At 35.7% G+C, this 19554-nt stretch carries 18 protein-coding genes; 16 read left to right on the top strand and 2 right to left on the bottom strand.

What is annotated here, in order from left to right; all coding sequences use genetic code 11:
* Positions 1-15: 15 nt before the first annotated feature.
* Complete coding sequence (locus H529_RS0101335; RefSeq protein WP_022854774.1) at positions 16-459, bottom strand: hypothetical protein; 444 nt, start codon at positions 457-459, stop codon at positions 16-18.
* Between the two features lie 279 nt (positions 460-738).
* Between H529_RS0101335 and H529_RS0101330 the strand changes: the two genes are divergently transcribed.
* The 6 genes from H529_RS0101330 to H529_RS0101305 are packed head-to-tail and all read left to right on the top strand — an operon-like array spanning position 739 to position 8979.
* Positions 739-1923 carry a HEAT repeat domain-containing protein gene (locus H529_RS0101330; RefSeq protein WP_022854773.1) on the top strand — a complete coding sequence of 395 codons (1185 nt, stop codon included), beginning with the start codon at positions 739-741 and terminating at the stop codon, positions 1921-1923.
* A gap of 10 nt (positions 1924-1933) precedes the next feature.
* Complete coding sequence (locus tag H529_RS0101325; protein ID WP_022854772.1) at positions 1934-3337, top strand: glycosyltransferase; 1404 nt, start codon at positions 1934-1936, stop codon at positions 3335-3337.
* Between the two features lie 4 nt (positions 3338-3341).
* The gene (locus tag H529_RS0101320; protein ID WP_022854771.1) at positions 3342-5726 is read left to right on the top strand and encodes a tetratricopeptide repeat protein; all 2385 of its coding nucleotides are present in this window, start codon (positions 3342-3344) and stop codon (positions 5724-5726) included.
* Entirely contained in the window at positions 5713-6510 is a 798-nt protein-coding gene (locus H529_RS0101315) for a polysaccharide deacetylase family protein (RefSeq protein ID WP_022854770.1), read from the top strand. Before H529_RS0101320 ends, H529_RS0101315 begins: the two co-directional genes overlap by 14 nt.
* Positions 6507-8030, top strand: a complete 1524-nt coding sequence (locus H529_RS0101310) for a tetratricopeptide repeat protein (protein WP_022854769.1) — start codon at positions 6507-6509, stop codon at positions 8028-8030. The genes H529_RS0101315 and H529_RS0101310 overlap by 4 nt, the downstream gene beginning before the upstream one ends.
* 22 nt (positions 8031-8052) lie before the next feature.
* On the top strand, positions 8053-8979 hold the full coding sequence (locus tag H529_RS0101305) for a hypothetical protein (protein ID WP_022854768.1): 927 nt from the start codon (positions 8053-8055) through the stop codon (positions 8977-8979).
* On the opposite strand, the gene H529_RS0101300 is transcribed toward H529_RS0101305, so the two are convergent.
* Positions 8976-10277, bottom strand: a complete 1302-nt coding sequence (locus tag H529_RS0101300; RefSeq protein WP_022854767.1) for a hypothetical protein — start codon at positions 10275-10277, stop codon at positions 8976-8978. The genes H529_RS0101305 and H529_RS0101300 overlap by 4 nt on opposite strands.
* 205 nt (positions 10278-10482) lie before the next feature.
* On the opposite strand from H529_RS0101300, the gene ispF reads away from it, so the two are divergent.
* The 10 genes from ispF (at position 10483) to H529_RS09655 (ending at position 19550) form a co-directional block, all read left to right on the top strand.
* Positions 10483-10959: a 2-C-methyl-D-erythritol 2,4-cyclodiphosphate synthase gene (ispF, locus tag H529_RS0101295; RefSeq protein WP_022854766.1), complete on the top strand. Its 477-nt coding sequence runs from the start codon at positions 10483-10485 to the stop codon at positions 10957-10959.
* A 140-nt stretch (positions 10960-11099) separates the two neighbouring features.
* Entirely contained in the window at positions 11100-11564 is a 465-nt protein-coding gene (locus H529_RS0101290) for an FKBP-type peptidyl-prolyl cis-trans isomerase (protein ID WP_022854765.1), read from the top strand.
* Between the two features lie 136 nt (positions 11565-11700).
* On the top strand, positions 11701-13695 hold the full coding sequence (locus H529_RS0101285) for a monovalent cation:proton antiporter family protein (RefSeq protein WP_211209628.1): 1995 nt from the start codon (positions 11701-11703) through the stop codon (positions 13693-13695).
* Between the two features lie 30 nt (positions 13696-13725).
* On the top strand, positions 13726-14940 hold the full coding sequence (locus H529_RS0101280; protein WP_022854763.1) for a cation:proton antiporter: 1215 nt from the start codon (positions 13726-13728) through the stop codon (positions 14938-14940).
* 81 nt (positions 14941-15021) lie between these two features.
* Positions 15022-15579 (top strand): epoxyqueuosine reductase QueH, encoded by a 558-nt coding sequence (locus tag H529_RS0101275; protein ID WP_028842975.1) that lies wholly within the window; start codon positions 15022-15024, stop codon positions 15577-15579.
* A 17-nt stretch (positions 15580-15596) separates the two neighbouring features.
* Positions 15597-15956, top strand: a complete 360-nt coding sequence (locus tag H529_RS0101270; RefSeq protein ID WP_022854762.1) for a molybdenum cofactor biosynthesis protein MoaE — start codon at positions 15597-15599, stop codon at positions 15954-15956.
* A 17-nt stretch (positions 15957-15973) separates the two neighbouring features.
* The gene (locus tag H529_RS09660) at positions 15974-16603 is read left to right on the top strand and encodes an RlmE family RNA methyltransferase (RefSeq protein ID WP_022854761.1); all 630 of its coding nucleotides are present in this window, start codon (positions 15974-15976) and stop codon (positions 16601-16603) included.
* On the top strand, positions 16581-17771 hold the full coding sequence (locus H529_RS0101260) for a metallophosphoesterase family protein (RefSeq protein WP_022854760.1): 1191 nt from the start codon (positions 16581-16583) through the stop codon (positions 17769-17771). The genes H529_RS09660 and H529_RS0101260 overlap by 23 nt, the downstream gene beginning before the upstream one ends.
* A 157-nt stretch (positions 17772-17928) precedes the next feature.
* Positions 17929-18741 (top strand): 4-hydroxy-tetrahydrodipicolinate reductase, encoded by an 813-nt coding sequence (gene dapB / locus H529_RS0101250; protein WP_022854758.1) that lies wholly within the window; start codon positions 17929-17931, stop codon positions 18739-18741.
* A gap of 14 nt (positions 18742-18755) precedes the next feature.
* Complete coding sequence (locus tag H529_RS09655; RefSeq protein WP_022854757.1) at positions 18756-19550, top strand: P-loop NTPase; 795 nt, start codon at positions 18756-18758, stop codon at positions 19548-19550.
* The last annotated feature ends 4 nt before the right edge of the window (positions 19551-19554 follow it).

Raw genomic sequence — 19554 nt, 5'->3', positions numbered from 1 at the left:
TTTTAAAAATTAATTCTAATTAGTTTTATTAAAGATGATTACGATCCTTAATTCAGTAGAAAAATAACCTTCAGACACAGAGATAAAGGCATGCCCTTCTGGGCGTTTGTAAGCTACAAAGGTAATCTTAGAGGTAAAACTTCCCACCTCTTCCCAACCGTTGTTTTTCATCTGAACTCTATAAAACTCTAACAAAGAATTGGCTTTGTAATTTCCTTTAAAAACCAACATCCCGGTAATAATCTTTTCAGTTTTTAAAAGAGCGCTTTGTTCCCCCTGATAACTAAGGTCTTTTAACACAGGAATAAATGGAACAGGATAATATATAAGCTCTGGGTTGTTACCTGTTACGTTTACTTCTTTAGTAACATCTATGACCTCTTGAGCAGAGAGTTCCTTAAAGTTAACCATTAGGCAAAGGACTGTAAACACCATAAGTAATCTTACCATCTTTTTCATTTTTACCTCCGATAAAAGTCGATTTTGCTTTATATTAAACAAATATTATAAGGATAATTTGAGGTTTGTCAAAGGTAACAGAGGATTTTAAAATGCCAAATTTCTTTATTCTTTTAAAAAGGTTTTTTCCCCTGTATGACATTTAGACTTTGAAAGTAATATGTAACATTTTAATTTTGAACCTGCGATGTCCAAATTTTTAGTTGACTTTAAAATTATTTATTTCTACAATTAATACATAGTAAGTTAAAAAATAAACTTTTAAAAAAGGATTATTTTATGTTTTTTACGGTAAAGGTGTTATCTTTTATAATTTTAGTTATCTTTTCGGTTAATCTCTTTTTGGTTATTTATGATTTTATCAGGAGGTTTTTGGCCCAGATAAAATATCAAAGATTAGACCGTGCTCGCAACTATTTTGTTCGGGTTTTAGAGGAGCCCTTTCGTGCCCCTTCAGTAGATTTGTCTAAACTTAAACTAAAGCTAAAAGTTTCTTCTTCGTTAGAGAGACAGGCCCTTTTAGAGACACTTCTAAATTATTCTTCAAGGTTACCTGAAAAGAGTTTAATCTTTGCTCAAGAGCTTGGTTTTATAGAGGAATACGAGAAAAAGCTTCATTCGTCTAAACCTTATGAAAGAGGAGAAGCCTTCAGAATATTGGCTACTTTAGGTTCGAGAAAAAGTTTAGAAAGGATGTTAGAGGCCTTACAAAAGGAAGATGACCCGGAGGTAGCTTTTGTAGGTTTTTTGAGTTGCGGTAAACTCCTTGATAAAGCCTATTTTAAAACGTTTTTAAATCTTCTTTATGAAAAGCAAAAACAAAGGGTTTTGAACCTTAGATCGGTTAGTCTGATAATCAACGATTTTATAGATAGATTTAAGGAACAGGCAAGTTTTGCCATCTATGATTTCCTAAAAGAACAACCTCCCTCTAATTCCTTTAGGATGGCTCTTTTGGAAGGATTTTATTATTCTAAACATTTAGATGAAACCTTGCTCAGAATAGTGAAAGAGCATCTTAATTTTGAGCATCCAGAAATCTTGGCTAAAGCCTTGAAAGTGTTGAGCAAAGCCGTTGAATTGGATAAAGAAGTTAGTTTAGAGGAAATTTTGCCTTTTTTGAGGCATCCATCCTGGTTTGTTAGGCTTTCAGCTTTAAAGGTTTTAGAAAAGAAGATAACCCCTGAGATGGTAGATTATGTTACCCCACTGTTAGAAGATAAAAATGCCTTAGTAAGAAGAGAGGCAGCCAAGGTGTTATTTAAGTTTCCTATAGAAGAGCTAATCGTCAGATTGCCTTCTTTGCTTGAGATTAAAGACCCATATGGTAGGGATAGCTTGGTAGAAGAAATGGTAATGAGTGGGGTTTGGGAAAGATTAAAAGAGGATGGGATTAAAGGTCCTTTAAAAAGTTATGTCGAAAAGATAAAGTCTTTTTTGGATTTAAACTATAAAATGGCATAAGAGAGGGAAGATGGAAATTCTAAAAAGTTTTTTAATCGGGTTTAATTATTTTATTGGTTTTTATTATGCTACTTTAAACACCTTTTATACTCTACTTTTGTTGCTTTCTTTTTTGTCTATAGTTGAATACTTAAAATACCTTAGGTTTTATAACTTCCAAGAATTAAAGCTTTATCCACAGCTTCCTCCTGTCAGTGTTATCATACCGGTTTATAATGAAGAAGAGGTAATTCTAAGGACAATACACTCAGCCTTAAGCCTTGATTATCCTTATTTTGAAATAATAGTGGTTAACGATGGTTCCACCGATGAAACCTGGAAGATTCTGACTGAAAGATTTCAGTTGAAAAAACTGCCATTTTTCATCTATCGTAAAACTCTGCAAACAGCAGAGGTAAGGGGAATTTATCGCTCTTTGCTGTATCCGAACCTTTTGGTGGTAGATAAAGAAAGAGGAGGTAAGTTTGATGCGCTTAACTGTGGGTTAAACTTTGCTCAATATCCTTATGTTTGTACCGTAGATGCAGATACTGTACTTGAAGTAGATTCTCTTTTAAGGTTAGGTAGAAAGATTTTAGAAAGTGAGGTTCCTGTTTTAGCCTTGGGAGGGGTAGTTAGGGTTTTAAACGAGGTAAAATTACAAGAAGGCAAGGTTTCTACGATAGAACTTCCTAAAAAAGCCTTGCCTATTTTTCAAATAGTTGAATACATTCGTGGATTTCTTTTCGGAAGATTGGGCTGGGAAAGATTAAAAAGTACCTTGATTCTTTCAGGTGCTTTTAGCCTTTTTAACAGGGAGGCTTTGCTTCAAGTAGGTGGTTTTAACAACCTTACGGTTACAGAAGATTTTGAAATAGTAGTACGTTTGCATAAACATTTTAGACAAAAAGGAGACCCCTATTACATAAGGTTTCTTCCTGACCCTGTTTGCTGGACTGAGGTCCCTGAAACCTTGGGAGAGCTTTCCAAACAAAGAAGGAGATGGCATTTAGGATTATTACAGACTTTATGGTTTTATAAAGGAATGTTTTTTAATCCCAAATACGGAAGGATAGGATGTTTGGTTATGCCTTTTTACCTTTTTGAAGCAGTTGGGGCAGTGGTAGAAACCTTAGGCTATCCTATAGTTTTTTTGTGTTATTTTTTTGGAATATTAAGCTTTGAGTTTTTGGTTTTATTTTTAACCTTAGCGATAGGTTATGGTATTTTTCTTTCAGTAGGAGGTATTTTTTTGGAAGAGATGAGTTTTAAAAGGTATCCTCGATGGTCTCAAGTTTTGAGGCTTATGCTATATGGAATAGCCGAAAATTTGGGTTATAGACAAATCACCAGCTTTTTCAGGTTTCAGGCTACCCTCCAATTTTGGTTGGGCTATAAGAAATGGGAGGTAGTCAAAAAAGCCAAGGTGTTATAACTAAATGGTGTTGAATAAATTTTTGTTTTTAGGACAAGAGGCTTTAAATAGAGGGGATTATCAAGAAGCTTTAAACTTATTTAAAGAGGCTATAAATCAAGGATTTAAAAAAGAGGGATGGTTAGGTGTGGCTGAGGCTTACTATCATCTCAATGATTTCTCCTCTGCCCTTTGGGCTTATCATAAATTACTTGAAATAGACCCACAAAATGAAAAGGCTCAAAAAAAGATAGAAGAAATAGGAGAGCTATTAAAAGACGTGCAAATTAAACGTTCCCATCAAGAAATTAGATTTAAGGCTGAAGGAGACTATGTTTACATTAAAAAACAAAAACATTGGGAAAAATTCTGGATAAAAGGGGTTAACCTCGGGCTTGCTCTTCCAGGTTATTTCCCTGGAGAGTATCCGATAAAGATGAAAACTTATTTGGAATGGTTTCAATTAATCCATGAAATGGGGATAAACACCATTCGAGTATATGCTCTTCAGTCTCCTGGTTTTTATCAGGCACTATATGAGTTTAATCAAAAAGAGCCTAAGCTTTTTTTGCTGCAGGGAATTTGGTATGAACCTGAGAGGGCAGAGGTGCTCGATGATCCAGAGTTTTTAAATAGGTTGAAAACCCATATAAAGGATGTGGTGGACGCTGTCCATGGAAATGCCAGCCTTTCTGAAAGACCTGGGTTCCCTTCGGGAAAATATCTGTGGGATATATCCCCTTTCTTGTTAGGATATCTTTTTGGAAGAGAACCTGAAGCCTGTTTGGTTAAAGGATATAACGAACGTTATGCGAGAAAAGATAAAGATTTCTACGGAAAATATCTTTACATAGAAAAAGGGAATCCCTTTGAGGTGTGGAATACTCAGATTTTAGACTATCTTTTAAACTATTCTTATGAGACCTATGGGCATTTACCGTTGGTTTCTGTGGTAAACTGGATACCCCTTGACCCTATAGAACATCCTACGGAAAGCAACATAGAAGATGAAGAGTCTTTTTTTATCGGAGTAAAACCTAACTTAAAAAAATGTAACGAGAACGAAGACATGGAAGTTTTTGATACCTATAAAATAAAAAGCTCTTTTAACTGTTTTTTTTCTTCATATCACGTTTATCCCTACTATCCAGATTTTATGAACTATGAGTTTTTAACAGAAAAAAGACCTTATTTGGCTTACTTAAAGCGTCTCAAAGAACATCATAAAGGGCAAGCCTTGTTAATCGCAGAGTTTGGTATACCTACAAGTAGAGCTTCTGCTCACTGGCAAGTCCATGGTTGGACTCATGGTGGAAAAAATGAGGTTGAACAAGGAAGAATCTTGGTAGAGATGATCAAAGACATTGAAAAGGCAAACTGTACAGGATATGTGATTTTTAGCTGGGCTGACGAATGGTTTAAAGTAAACTGGCTTTTTATGAAGTACTATTTACCAAGAGAGAGAAAGTCTCTATGGTTTAATCTGCAGGACCCAGAGGAAAACTACGGACTTTTAGAAGTATATCCTGGATATCCTAAAAAGATAGTTTCTTTATCTGGTGAACTTAAAGAATGGGAAGAAGCTTTCATAGCTTACAAAAACTTTAACCCTCTAAACAAAGAAGGAGAGATAAAATCGATAAGACTTACTAATGATGAGGGTTTTTTGTACATCCTGGTAGAGGTCTCAACAAAGATAAATTTAAAAGAGACTCAATTTTTTGTCGGGATAGATACTGGGCATAAAGAATATGGCGAATTTTCTTTTCCTGCAGGTATCAACCTTATTTCTCCTGTGGGGTTAAAATTTTTGTTGCATATTACCGGAAAAAAAGATTCCAGACTACTTGTAGCCTCGTCTTATAATAAAATGCTTTCTCACGATAAGTTGTTTTCTCCTAAAGAAGAGGTTTTTCCGCAAAAAAGCCTTGCAGGAAAATGGAACTTGATATTATGTAAAACCAACATGAGAAGGATTACCAAAGATTTTAAAAAACTTTTTGGTCCAAAGTTTTATAACTTAAGTAGTTTAAGGTTTGGTAGCCTTAAGCCAGAAAATCCAGTTTTTGATAGTTTAGCAGATTTTTACATAAAAGATAACTTGATAGAGATCAGGCTACCTTGGGAGCTTTTAAATTTTTCAGACCCAAGCTCAAGAAAGATGTTTTGGAAGGAAAAAAACATCCTTTGGAAGGAGTCTGACGGTATTAGGGTGGTGGTGATAAGTTACAAGCCTGACCCATTAAACCCTCCCAGAGCTTTAAAAGTACTTGATTTTAGGCCTAATCCTTTAGAAAAAGACAAAATTAATACGTATGTTTGGGAAAAATGGAACGTTCCCTCTTTTCATACCCGTTTAAAAAAGAGTTATTTTATTTTACAAAGGTACTTAAAAAATGAGAAAAATTAGCAGAAGAGAGACGTTAAAGTTACTGCTTTTATCAAGCCTTGGAAGTTTGACCTCTAAATCTTTGGTTTTTTCTTTTGAGGAAAAAAATGCCTCTCAAGAGGAAAGTTTCCCGGTTTTACTTTATCATGAGATAGCCTATGAACCTCTTACACCTTATACCGTTACCCCTGAGGAGTTTTTTTCTCAGATGGAATTTCTCTACTCATCAGGGTTTGAGACCCTCTTGCCACAGGAATTAGACCAAAGTTTGGCAAAAAAAAGAAAAAAGATTATGCTTACCTTTGACGACGGGAGTTATACCTTTTTGGAATATGCCTATCCTCTTTTAAGAGAGTATAGGTTTAAGGTGGTGATGAATGTTATAGGTAGTAAAGTTGGTAAAGGCTGGTTCATAAGCTGGGATGAATACAGAGAAATTCTCGATGAAGGCTTACTTGAGATAGGATGCCATAGCTATGATTTTCACTTTCCTAACTGGAGTAAAAAGTTGAGCTTGAAAAAGTTTGAGGAGGATCTTTTAAGGTTTAAAGAAGAGGCTTTTAAACACCTAAAAATCGAGGTTACTACCTTTTCGTCTCCTTTGGGAGAAAGGTTAACTTCTGAGCATGTTAAGATTTTGAAAAAGCTTGGATTTAAAAATATCTTTATGTCTGAAGAAGAAACCATAGAGAGCACTTATTATAACCCTGCCTTAAATTCCCCATTTATCCCGAGGTTTAACTTAAACCATTATTTTAGTTTAGAAGATTTTAAAAACTTGGTTACAAAAGGAGAGAACCTATGAAAAAGTTTGGTGTTTTAATCTTGATTTTAACCTTATGGTTTTTAGGACAAGGATATGGTTTGGCTGAAACCGTGGGTTTAACTCCTCAAGATAAAAACAAAGAACAATCCTTTCAGCATAAAAAAGCAGGAGATGAGCTGTTTAAAAAAGGAGAGATCAAAAAAGCTGCTACAGAGTACATAGAAGCTCTTCGGTTGTATAAAGAGTATGAGATAGAAGAGCTTATTACCATGGCTACCAGAATTTCTTGGGGAGGAAAACTAAAGGAATCAGAAGAGATTTTAAGAGAGGTTTTAAGAAAAGACCCTCAAAATCGTAGGGCAATCCTACAGCTGGCAAGGGTGCTTTCTTGGCAAGGAAGACAGATAGAAGCTTTAAGTATGGTTGACGCTTTGCTTAAAAAAGACCCTGCTGATGAAGAAGCTTTGTTGGTTAAGGCTAATGCTTTGAGGTTTTTGGTAAGGCCTGATAAGGCTTTAGATCTGTACGATCAAATCCTTGCCAAAAGGGATGATTTTGACGCCAGGTTAGGTAAGGCTTATGCTTATGGTAGTTTAAGGATACCTTCTAAATTAGAAGAAAATTTTAAACTCTTAAAGCCAGGGTATCCTTATCAGGAAAAAGACGTAAAAGACCTTGAGTTGTATAAAAAATCTATCTTTAATCCTGCTGTATTAACAGGATTTTCTTATTTTCATGATACCGACGAAAACGAAGTTTATACCTATCGGTTAGGGTTTGAAAGCTATCTGAAAGACTTTAGGGTGGTTGGCAATTATTTTTATAGGGAGGGCTCAGATAATCTGCGAACCTCTTACTCTGATGAATTAATCTTTGAAGTAGGTAAGAGGTTAACCCATCCTCTATGGGGTTCTGTTTCCTTGGGTTTTTCTCAAGGAGGAAAAGATAAGACCTTTGTGATAGGAGGGGTGGGGTTAAATCTATTGGCTGGTAGAGGGAGTACAGGATTAAGTGTTAATAAAAGTGTCCTTACAGATACCGCAGAGCTTATGGAAGACGTAATAAGAGTTTTATCGATAAATTATTTTATTAATCAGTCGGTTACAGACCGTATTTCTTTTTATGCTAATTATAATCGTCGTTGGTATTCAGATGATAACCAAGCAGACTCTGTCCAAGGTTCTGTTCGTTATAAGATTAACTTTGGTAATCCTACAGTAAGCCTTGGATACAGGGTGGTTTATTTAGACTTTGATAAACAGAAAAGACACGGATATTTTGACCCTGATGATTTTTGGTCAAACCAATTGTTTTTAACTATTTATTACGAAAACCCGAAAGTTTACGTTTATTTGGAACCCTTTATCGGTCATCAAACCTTTAGGCGTTATGGACTTTGGTCTTATGATAAGGCCTATGGGGGTACAGGTACTTTAGGTATTAAACTTAACGAAAACTTGAACTTTGAAATGTCGATAGAGGGAGGAAACTACGCAGCAGGAACGACCTCTGGATGGAAGTACTACCAAACAGGATTTTTGCTAAAATATGTTTTTTAGGTAAAAAAAGAAACATAATATTATGTACATAGCAAGAAGACCGGTTCCAGGAGGTTATGAATACAGCCTTAAAGAATCCTACTATGAGGCACCTTACTGGAAAAGCAGACTTGTATTAAACTTAGGGACCAATCCAGAGAAATATATCACCTATTATAGTGATGTAGCCTTTTCTATAGAATTAGAGGAGGTTTTAGAATCCTTAGGATATCCTACCGATCAGCATGAATTAGAAAAACTATTTTTCAGATTTTTAAATCCCGAAGCCCAAAGAATCATCCTTCAGTTTGAAAAACCTAAAACAAGAAAACAATCTAAAAAATCGCTTAATTTAGAGGTATTACATCCCTTTGATATAAAAAGGTATTTGGTTTTGAAGCTTGGGGTCCTTGAACCAGACAAGTTTCTTTTTCATCCTTTTCCTTTTTTAAAAAACCTTATGGAAAAATCAAGAGACGAGCTTGAAAACTTTTTCTGGGATATGGAGGATGAGCTACCTTATAGGGAAAAAATAAAGTATGTAAGGGCAATTTTTGGGGTGTTAAGACTACCTTATAAGATGAAAGAAGAAGAGGTAGATGTTTTGTTTTTAAAAAATTTTTGCCAAGTTTTAGAGGATGAAAGTTTTTGTATGGGATTAAACAAAGAAGAGCTTTTAAAAAATTATTTTTGTAGATACCTCTGGTTATATTTTGATGAGGGTTTTAAAAAGCATAAGGGGTATCCGAGAGAGCCTATGATTTTTGTTTCGATTGAAAAGATTTATCAAGAAGCCTCTTATTATCTTGAGGTACCTATAGAAGAAATAAAAAGAGCTAATAGAAAAGAGATATTAGGCCTTTTTAGAAAAAGGGCTAAAGTATTACACCCAGACCATGGAGGGTCTAAAGAAGGTTTTATAAGACTTAGAAGGGTGGTGGAAGAACTTCTTAAGCTAAAGGGAGATTAAAAAACTTCGTCTATAAGTTTAAGGCCTATTTCTTTCCAGTCTTCTCTTCCATAGATCACGATTTTTGACTCTAAACTTCCGTCTACAAAGGAAAGGTCTTTCTGGGTTTCTTTGACTTTTTCTTTAGGCAATCCGGTTATTAGAAAAGCTCTCCCTTCTTCTCCTCCTATCTGTTTAACCCTATGGATAATCTCAAAACCTTTAAGCTTGCAGATGTTAGACCTGTCTTCTGTGGTAATCGAGATACCTATTAACTGATAACCGTTTATGATAAAAAGATCCAGTTCAAAAGGTTTTGAGTCTTTTTGAGCCTTAAGAGAAAGCCCAAATTGCATTTTTTCTTTAAGCCCAAGGTCTTCAAGTTTTTCTTTTAATTCTCCATATACATACCATTCAAGCCAAAGACCGTCTAAAAATTCTATAGAATCCTTGACCCTTTGTTTAAGGGCTTCTTTACCAAGGTTTTCAGGTGGAACCCAGAGGCTTCTTCCTTCAGTAAGCTTCTTGTCTTCTGGTAAACTTTCCAATATTTCCCAGACAAAATCCGGGGTAGATGTTTCTAAGGTTTCTATAAAACTTCTGATTTCAGGTTTTTTAAGATGCTCTTTAAACCTTTTTGCTGTTTTAAAAAGGTCTTTATCGTTTTTAAAAATTCTTCTAAAAGGATTTTCAAGCCAGGACAAAAACTCTTCTATCCTGTTTTCTTCTATAACTACTTTTTTAATGGTTTGTAAAGTTTCTTTAAACTTAAAATCTTCCCAGCTATCTGCTTTTAATTTTTCATAAAGAGATAACTTAAGTAAGGTTTTAATGTCAAGAAAAAGATAATTTCTCAGGTCTCCTAATACCGGAAAGATGTCTCCGCTGTCATACACAATTTTAAACCTTCTTGTGTCTAAGTAAGAAGCTGAAAAACGGGTCTGATAAAGATTTTTTAAAAAGTTATAGACCCCAACTACCATGGGTTTGGTCCCAGGTTTGTAGTTGAGATGGACTTCATCAAATTTTTCCCAGATGCCCACCATATCAAGATCTTCGATAATCTGCTGAACGTTGCCTATGTCTTTTAGCGGAACAAAAAATACCTGGTCGGGGTGTAGATGAAGAAGATTTTTTACCCTTTCAGCATAAATTTGGGTACCTTTTTGTACTTGGTTATCTTCAGAAAAAATAAAAACGAAATTTCTATAGTTATGAAATGTCTTAAAATAAAGAGGGATTACATAGTTTGCCAGAGGGTTGGTGCCTATCAATAAAACTAATGCTTTTCTATCTGAGGTTAATCCTTTTTTAACCAAACAAACTCCTTTTTAGTTTAATTTAAAGTAATTTATAAAAATTATATCGTAATTGTCTAAAGGTTCAACCAAAAGAGTGCCTACTTGTAACGCTTGACTTGTAAAGCGCAATCTTTAAAAGAGTTTAATATATTTTTCAAGATTCCTTGGTTTTTAACTTTTTAGATGCTATATTTTATATGTAGTTCTAATAAGGGGCAAGAGTTTGCGATTTGGTTTTAGTTTTGACTTGCATCGTTTGGTTGAAGGAAGGCCATTAAGGTTGTGCGGGGTTGAAATCCCTTTTGAAAAGGGACTTTTAGGACATTCGGACGGCGATGTGGGGCTTCACGCACTTATAGATGCTATGCTTTCTGCTGCAGGTTTGCCTGATATAGGTATTCTTTTTCCTGATAAAAACCCAAAGTATAAGGATATAGATAGTACTGAGCTTTTAAAACAAGCACTTTCAAAAGTAAAAGAAAAAGGGTACACCATCCACCAGATAGACCTTACCTTTGTTTGTGACCAGCCTAAATTAAGTCCCTACTACGAGTTGATGAAAACTCGTATAGCAGAGCTTACAGGGCTCTCTCCTTTAGATATAGGGATAAAAGCTAGAAGTGCTGAAGGATTGCTTTTAGAAGGTAACAAGGAAGTTATTGCTTGTTTTGGTTTGGTAGTGTTAAAAGACAATTGTTAGATTCTTTTGTTTTAGATCAGACTTGTTTTTTTCTTCTTATGTGTTATTGTTAAAAATTAAGGTAGAAGGATGAGAGACTCAAGAGTCCGATCCTCTTGTCTTTCAGCTTCTATCATTTTCTAAAAATAAGGAGTTTAGTTATGCGTAAGGTTCAGTTAGGAGATGTGGTAAGCATTCATTGTGTAGGTCAGCTGAAAAACGGTGAGGTTTTTGAAAACACCTATGATGGAGAACCTTTTATCTTTCAGGTTGGTTCTGCTGAGATTATCCCTGGACTTTCTGAAGCGGTGATCGGAATGGAAGAGGGAGAAGAAAAAGAGGTGCTTATTCCTTCAGAAAAGGCCTTTGGTCCCAAGGATGAAAATTTGGTAAGATCTATCCCCAAAGAGGCATTAAGTTTGGATGTAGCTCCAGAGCCAGGCTTGATGTTAAACCTCATCGTTGATACTCCTCAAGGAGAGATGACCTTTCCTGCAACCATTTTAGAGGTTACCGAAGAGGGGATAGTGTTAGACCTTAATCCACCTTTAGCAGGAGAAGACTTGATTTTTAAAATCAAGTTAGAAAAAATCCTCACCCCAGACGAAGAAAACATCGTTCTTTAATCGTCCAAAAAGCCCTGCTTCGTTTAGAAGCAGGGCTTTTTGTTTAAAACTCTTTAAAACTCTCAGATTTATTTAACTTCCCATAAAATTTTTACTTTTTTGTTTTTTTAGTTATAATTTCATAACTATGGAAGGTTTGATTGAGGTTTTAAAAAGTTTTTTGCTCATTTTTTTAGGTTGTATTCCTGTTGTCTGGGCAACTACTAAGCTTAAAGTTCCTTCTGTAATCGGGTTCTTAATCACTGGAATTTTAGTAGGTCCTTATGGTATAGGTCTTTTAAAGGATGTTCATTTAATAGAAACTCTGGCTGAGATGGGTGTTATTTTCTTGATGTTTACTATAGGTATAGAGTTTTCTATTAAAAAGTTAATAGCTTACCGAAACGAAGTTCTCTTAACGGGTTTTCTACAAGTTTTTTTAACAGTCTTTTTGATTTTAGGATTAAGCTTAGTCTTTTTAAAGACCTCATTTTCAAATGGGGTTTTTTATGGATTTCTTGTAGCTATGAGTAGCACGGCTTTGGTGCTTAAGATGCTGATGGATAGAGGAGAGATTAACTCTCCGTATGGTCGCACCTCTTTTGGGGTATTAATTTTTCAAGATTTAACCGTTGTGTTTGTAATGCTTATGCTGCCCATTTTAGCAGGAAAAGAGGGTAGCTTAGGAGGTCTCTTTTTTTCGATTTTTAAATCCTTTGGGTTTATTATCGGTTTATTTTTGGTAGCTTATTACGCCGTTCCTTATATCTTCCATCAGATAGTTAAAACCAAAAGTCGTGAGCTTTTTCTGATGACCTTGTTGAGCCTTGCTTTAGGAACAGCCTTTTTTTCCTATCAAATAGGTCTTTCTCTGGCTCTGGGTGCCTTTTTAGCAGGATTAGTGATTTCTGAATCAGACTATGCCTATCAAAGCGTAGCTGAAATCAAACCCTTAAAAGACCTTCTTATGGCTATATTTTTCGTGTCAATAGGGCTTTTACTGAACCCTACCTTTCTTTTAAACAATTTCTTAAAAACGCTAGCCCTTTTAGGAGTTATGCTGCTGGTTAAGTTTGCAGGTATTTTTATAGCGACCTTACTGGTTAACAGAAGCCTAAGGGTAGCCCTTTTAACCACTTTCTATCTTCTACAGATAGGAGAGTTTTCTTTTGTTTTAGCCTTAGAAGGCAAAAGGATGGGTTTTTTATCTGAAGAGTTTTATCAGGTGTTTATGGGGGCTTCGATCGCTTCTTTGTTTATAACTCCTTTTTGGATTCAGTTTAGTCATAACCTTACAGAATTTTTCCTGTCAAAGATTTCTTCTAAACTGTATGTTCGTTATCAAAAGAGAAGGGCTGTAAAGATAAAAGAGGAAAAAGCCGAGTTAAAAGATCATACGATAGTAGTAGGTTTTGGGGTAGCAGGAAAAAACATCGTTTATGGACTAAAAACCCTAAAAATACCTTACGTTATTTTAGAAATGAACCCTAATACAGTTAAGAAGTACAGACAAAAAGGTGAACCTATCTTTTTTGCAGATGCTACCAACAGAGAGATACTACTTAAATTTGGGGTTAGAGAAGCTAAAACCTTAGTGGTTTCTATGGGAGATGTTATAGCAGCCAGAAAGATCGTTTCTATAGCTAGAAAAGAAAATCCACAGCTTTACATCATAGGAAGAAGTAAGTTTGTGGCTGAGATGGAAGAGTTGCTAAAATTAGGGGCTAATGAAGTGATACCTGAAGAGTTTGAGGTTTCTATAGAAATGTTTGCAAAAGTTTTAGAGGTATACAAAGTTCCTAAAAACGTTATCTATGAGCTGTTAGAGAACCTGAGAAGCAAACATTATAGCGCTTTTAGAAACGTCCAAGATTTAAAGTTTGAACTCTTAGAAGGGCTTGAATTTTTAAAAGTAGAAAACATCCAGAACTTTCTGGTTAAAAAGGGAAATAGATTGGCAGGGAAGTCTATAAAAGAGTTGGGACTTCGATCAAAAACAGGGGTTACCATCATAGCCATAAAAAGAGGCCCTGAGTTTTTAATAAATCCCTCTCCTGAAGAAAAAATAGAAGAAGGGGATGTGTTAATTTTGATAGGCAAAGAAGAGGATTTGGCAAAAGCTCAGGCTTATTTAAAAGAGTTTGAACCTTAAAGTTTGTAATATCTAAAGAGGTGTAGATAGATGGAAAACTTAGAAATTCATGTACTTTTCTTGTACATCGGGATTATTTTGTTTTTGGCAAGGTTAACAGGAGATATTTTTGCAAAGTTTGGTATTCCCTCGGTGATAGGAGAAATTTTAGTAGGAGTTTTGCTTGGTCAGAGTGTCTTAGGATTAATTCCTGTTAACAAGGTAATACAAATTTTAGCAGAACTTGGGATCATATTTTTGTTGTTTCATATAGGCTTTGAGGCAGACTTAAAGCAGCTAAAAAAGGTGGGTTTTTGGGCCTTAGAAGTGGCTCTAATCGGGGCAGTTTTCCCCTTTTTGTTAGGTATGAGCGTTTCTCTTTTTGTTTTTGACTTAAATCTCACCCAAGCCCTTTTTATAGGAGGTACCCTTACAGCTACAAGTATAGGTATAACCATAAGGGTACTTGAGGACTTAGGTAAACTTAACGAAAGATTCTCCCAAATAGTGTTGGGAGCAGCGGTACTTGATGATATCTTTGGGGTAGTTGTTCTATCTATTCTTTTTGAGTTTTCAAAAACCCAAACGGTAGAGATAAAAAATACTTTATTGTTTATGACATATATCGCAACCTTTTTTTTGATAGCTCCGGTTTTGGGAAAATTTTTAGCTTATATCATATCGTTCATAGCTAAGAGGTTGTCTACCGTAGATTTTGTTCCTCCTGTTGTGGTAGCTTTGATGTTGTTTTTTGCCTATGCTGCTCATGAAATAGGATCTCCAGAAATCTTAGGAGCTTTTACCGCAGGAATTGCCTTTTCTCGCAGGTTTACCCTTCCTTTTGCTATCACACTAAATACCGATAGCGAAATCGTTCACAAGATAGAAACCTCTCTCCAACCGTTATTAAATCTTTTTACTCCTATCTTTTTTGTTTACGTAGGCCTTCAACTTAACCTTAAAGTGATAGATTTTTCCTCTGCTACCTTTTGGTTTTTAAGCCTTATTCTTTCAGTAGTAGCTATTTTAGGAAAACTTGTCGTAGGGTTTATGATTAAGGGTAATTGGAAAGAAAGGTTAAGCGTAGGCTTTTCTATGGTGCCAAGAGGAGAGGTTGGCCTCATTTTTGCTGAATTTGGCAGGATAAGCGGGGTTTATGACGAAATGTTATATGCGGTAATGGTTTTTGTCGTTGGTATCACTACCTTTATTTCTCCTATAGTCCTTAAAATAATTTGGAGACAACCTACCTTGTTTAAGTATTAGCCTTTAGCCTAAATAGGTGTTGAAACAAGGTTGTAGATTTAAAATAGTTGGTTTTTACTAAAATTGTTGTATTATTTACTTATGATATTAATTCATGTTTGTTGTGGACCTTGTTTACTTTATCCACTGTCTTGGTTTAAGGAAAAAGGAATAGAGGTTTTGGGATATTTTTACAACCCGAATATCCACCCTTATCGAGAGTTTAAAGTAAGGGTTAAAGCCTTAGAACAGGTAGAAACGCTAAAAGGGATTAAAATAATCTGGGACAAAACTTATGGTCTTAGATTTTTTGTTAAAGAAACTTTTATGATTTGTGAAAATCCTGAAAAAAGATGTGAACGCTGTTATGTTATAAGGCTTAGACAAACGGTAAAAAAAGCCTTAGAATTAAAGGCAGAAGCCTTTACTACAACCTTACTTTATAGTATTTACCAAAAACATAACCTCATAAAAGAAATAGCTGAAGACCTGAGCCATAAATATCAGATCCCTTTTTTTTATGAAGATTTTAGAAAAGGGTATAAACTTGGTCAGGAAGAGGCTATAACTCTTGAACTTTATAGGCAGTCGTATTGTGGATGTATCTTTAGTGAAGAAGAAAGATACTCTAAAGCCCGTATAAAAGAGCTAAAAAAATGAAATAGGAGGAGGCTCTTATGGTTTTTAAGGATTATCAAGCCTATTTAGAAAAAAAAGAAGAGCTGACTAAAAAACTTTTAGGAAAATTTGGTTGTGTGGTTGAGTTTAATGGATTTGTAAGAGAGTATGATTTAAAGGGAGGAGAGGTAGTTCCTGCAGAAGGGATGTTTATCAAAGACGAAGTTTTTAACCATCTCGAAGACATAAGAAAAAAAACTATAGAAAAGTTTGGTTTGATAGAGGTAATCATCTATCATAACCAAGGATTTTTAAAGGTAGGTGATAGGGTTACAGGATTTGCGATATTTGCTAAACATAGATACGAAGCCTTTGAGGCTTTGCAGTTCTTGATAGATGAAATAAAAAAATATCACTAAACTTTTTTGGGAGGCTTATGGCTAATAATCCTTGGTTCGATACATGGGCTAAAAAGGCAAAGGAGGCAGGGTATCCAGCCCGGTCGGTTTATAAACTGATGGAAATCCAAGAGGCTTATCGGTTGGTAAAAAAAGGAGATGTGGTACTTGATTTAGGGGCAGCTCCTGGGTCTTGGTCTAAATATCTGTGTAAACTTGTGGGGAAAGAGGGTAGAGTTATAGGGGTTGACTTGCAAGAGGTTAAGATAAGTCATCCTAATTTTACTTTTTTGCTAAAGGACGTTTTTGAGTTAACTTCTCAAGACTTTTTAGCTTTGGGAATAGATAAGTTTGACGTAATCGTTAGTGACATGGCACCTAAGACCACCGGAGATAAGTTTGTAGACCATGTAAGGTCTGTTAGTTTAGTCGAAAAGGCTTTAGAATTGGTTTTGAAAACTTTAAAACCTGGTGGACACTTTGTAGCAAAAGTTTTTGAAGGTCAGAAGCTTCCTCAACTTAAAAAACAAATTGAAAAATACTTCAAAGGTGTTAAACTTTTTAAACCTAAGAGTTCGAGAAAAGAAAGCCGAGAGATGTTTATCGTTGCTCAACATTTTAAACCTAAAACAGACTTGAGGATCGATGAAGATTCTACACAGCTCTGACTGGCATTTAGGAAAAATCCTTCAAAACAAAAAATTGATAGATTATCAACTCAGCTTCTTTGAAAAAACATTCCTTCCTCTGGTAAGAGAACAAAAACCTGACCTTATCGTAGTATCAGGAGACATAGTGGATAAACCAATTCCAGATTATGAGACCTTAAAGGGGTATAAAGAAGTTCTTAGGATGTTAACTTCAACCAAGGTTCCCATCCTTTTTATCTTAGGGAACCATGATTCTAAAAGGATCAGTCTTTTTAAAGAATTTTTAGAGGCTGAAAAAATCTATTTAGCAGACGACCTCTCTTTTTTCATAAATCCCTTTGTATGGGAGAAAAACGGAGAGAGAGTTTATTTTTATTTGCTCCCCCATCTTTCTGTGTTTGAGTTGATTTCTCTGGTAAAAGAATCGTTTCCTAATGAGGGTTTAGACTTTTTAGAAGAAAAGGATCAGGTGTCTATACCAGAACTTTTAAGTTTTCTTTTTTCTAAGATAGAAATAAAAAGACCTGCGGTTTTGGTAGGGCATTTAGCGGTAGACAAGGCAGTTTTTTCTGGAGAAGAGGTTCTAAGAGGTAGATGGCAAAATACAGTAGGAAATGAAGAAATTTTTCCGATAAGTCTTTTTGAATGTTTTGACCTCTGTCTTTTCGGACATCTTCATAGGTTTCAGTCCCCTAACTCCAAGATTTTTTATTCAGGTAGTCCTATGCCTTATAGTTTTGATGAGGCAAACTATAATAAAGGGTTTGGGTTTATTTCTTTTGAAAAACAAATGGTGAGCTACGAACTGATCCCTATAGACTCTCCTTATCGATTAAAAACCTACGAAGGCTATTTTAAGGATCTTATACTTAAAGGTGATGAGAGTTTTGTAAGAATAATTTTGAAGGACAAAACCCCGGTTGCCTATCCCTATGAGCGGTTAAAAAAGGTTTTCCCCAATCTTCTTGAATTAAAGTATGAAGAGGAGGTAAAGCAAGAAGAAAAGGAGTGGAGTTTATTAGGTATCGATTGGCATTTAGATAAGACCCAGATTTTAGATGAAAAGGATCTTTTTCGGAAGTTTTATCGTTTTGTAGAGGGAGAAGACATCGAAGAACCTCTTTTTAAAGTTTTTGCTGAATATTTAGAGGAATTTTTAAAAAGTAAGGAGGAGAAAACCTCATGAGCTTAGAAGGGATTTTGGTAATATTAGGGATAGTTGTGGTTTGGTTGTTTTTGGTTAAGGTGTTTTCTAAGACGGGGAGCCATTCTTGTTGACAATTCCCTTTTCCTCTGGAAGGAGGAAAGAAAAATAATCAAAAACAACCCAAAGGAGGGACAAAATGCCGGTAAAGGCCATAGTAGCAGGTGCTGCAGGTAGGATGGGTAAAACCCTCATTAACCTTATTTTTAATAATCCTGAAATAGATTTAGTAGGGGCTTTTGAACATCCTGAACATCCTGCTGTAGGAAAAGACGTAGGAGAAGTGGTAGGTCTCCCTAAAACAGGAATCATCGTAGAAGGAAGTTTAGAAAAGGTTATAGAAAAAGGAGATGTAATCATAGATTTTACCTTCCATAAAGCCTCCTTAGAAAACATAAAAATCAACGCTAAGTACAAAAAGGCTTATGTTTTGGGAACAACAGGTTTTACCAAAGAAGAACTAGAAGAGATCCATCAACTGGCTAAACAAAACTTTCCTTTAGTTCAGGACTACAACATGAGTATGGGAGTTAATCTGCTTTGCAAGTTGGTAGAGATTACCGCTAAGGTGCTTGCTGAAGGTTATGACATCGAAATCATAGAGGCCCATCATAGGATGAAAAAAGACGCCCCCAGTGGGACGGCTTTGAAGTTGGCTAACGTAATAGCTCAGGCTTTAGGTAGGAGCGATAAGGATTATCGGTTTTGTAGGGAAGGTATCATAGGAGAAAGGTCTTCTAATGAAATAGGAATACAAACGATAAGAGGAGGAGACATCGTAGGAGAACACACGGTGCTTTTTGCTGGAATAGGAGAAAGAATAGAGCTTACCCATAAAGCAAGCTCGAGAGAAACCTTTGCCAGAGGGGCTATCAAAGCTGCGATTTGGGTGGTTGGTAAAGAGCCCGGGGTTTATGGAATGCAGGATGTCCTTGGTTTAAGAAATCTTTAGGGATTGGATGGTTTATGGAAGGAAAAAGTTGTCCTACTAAAGATTTACAATCCTTAAGGGAAGAACTTAAAAAACATACTGGCTTAAGGGACGTGAGATTTGTTTTAGCTGTGGGAAGTGGTAAAGGAGGGGTAGGAAAAACTACCGCCTCAACCCTTATCTCTCTTGGTTTAAAAGCTAACGGATACTCGGTTGGGCTGTTTGACTTGGATTTTTACGGTCCTAACGTTAATCTTGCCTTGGGTTTGAAGAATACCCCTCCTTTGATCGAATTTGGAAAAATAAAGCCGGTATTAGGTCCTTTTCAGTTGAAGGTAATGAGCTTAGCCCTTATGGTTTCTGAAAAAGAGCCGGTTTTTATGAGAGGGCTTATGGCTTCTAAACTTTTACAGGAGCTTGTAGGGAAGGTTGAATGGGGCCCTCTTGATTTTTTGGTCCTCGACCTACCTCCTGGTACCGGAGATATCTTTCTTACCATGCTTGACCTTTTTGCACCAGAGGGTTTTGTGCTGGTTACCACTGCCAACAAAATGGCTTTGGCAGATGCCTTGCGGACTGTGGGGATTTTAAGAGAAAAAGAGATACCAGTTTTAGGTATAATCAAGAATTTTTCTGGGGTCTTTGAACAACAAGAGGCTTTTAAAGAGTTTTTGGAAAAAACTAAACTTCCTCTACTTTTTGAGCTTCCCTTTATAGAGGAGCTTTCCTCGTGTGAGGATTTGACCGAGTTGTTTCAATTGCCTGGGAAAAAGGAGCTCTTACAAAATTTGGTAGACCAGATACTTGAAAGGGTCTTTAGGATAAGATAGTTTA

Source organism: Thermodesulfobacterium thermophilum DSM 1276, from assembly GCF_000421605.1.
GTDB lineage: Bacteria > Desulfobacterota > Thermodesulfobacteria > Thermodesulfobacteriales > Thermodesulfobacteriaceae > Thermodesulfobacterium > Thermodesulfobacterium thermophilum.
This window is presented reverse-complemented; position numbering and strand designations above follow the sequence as displayed.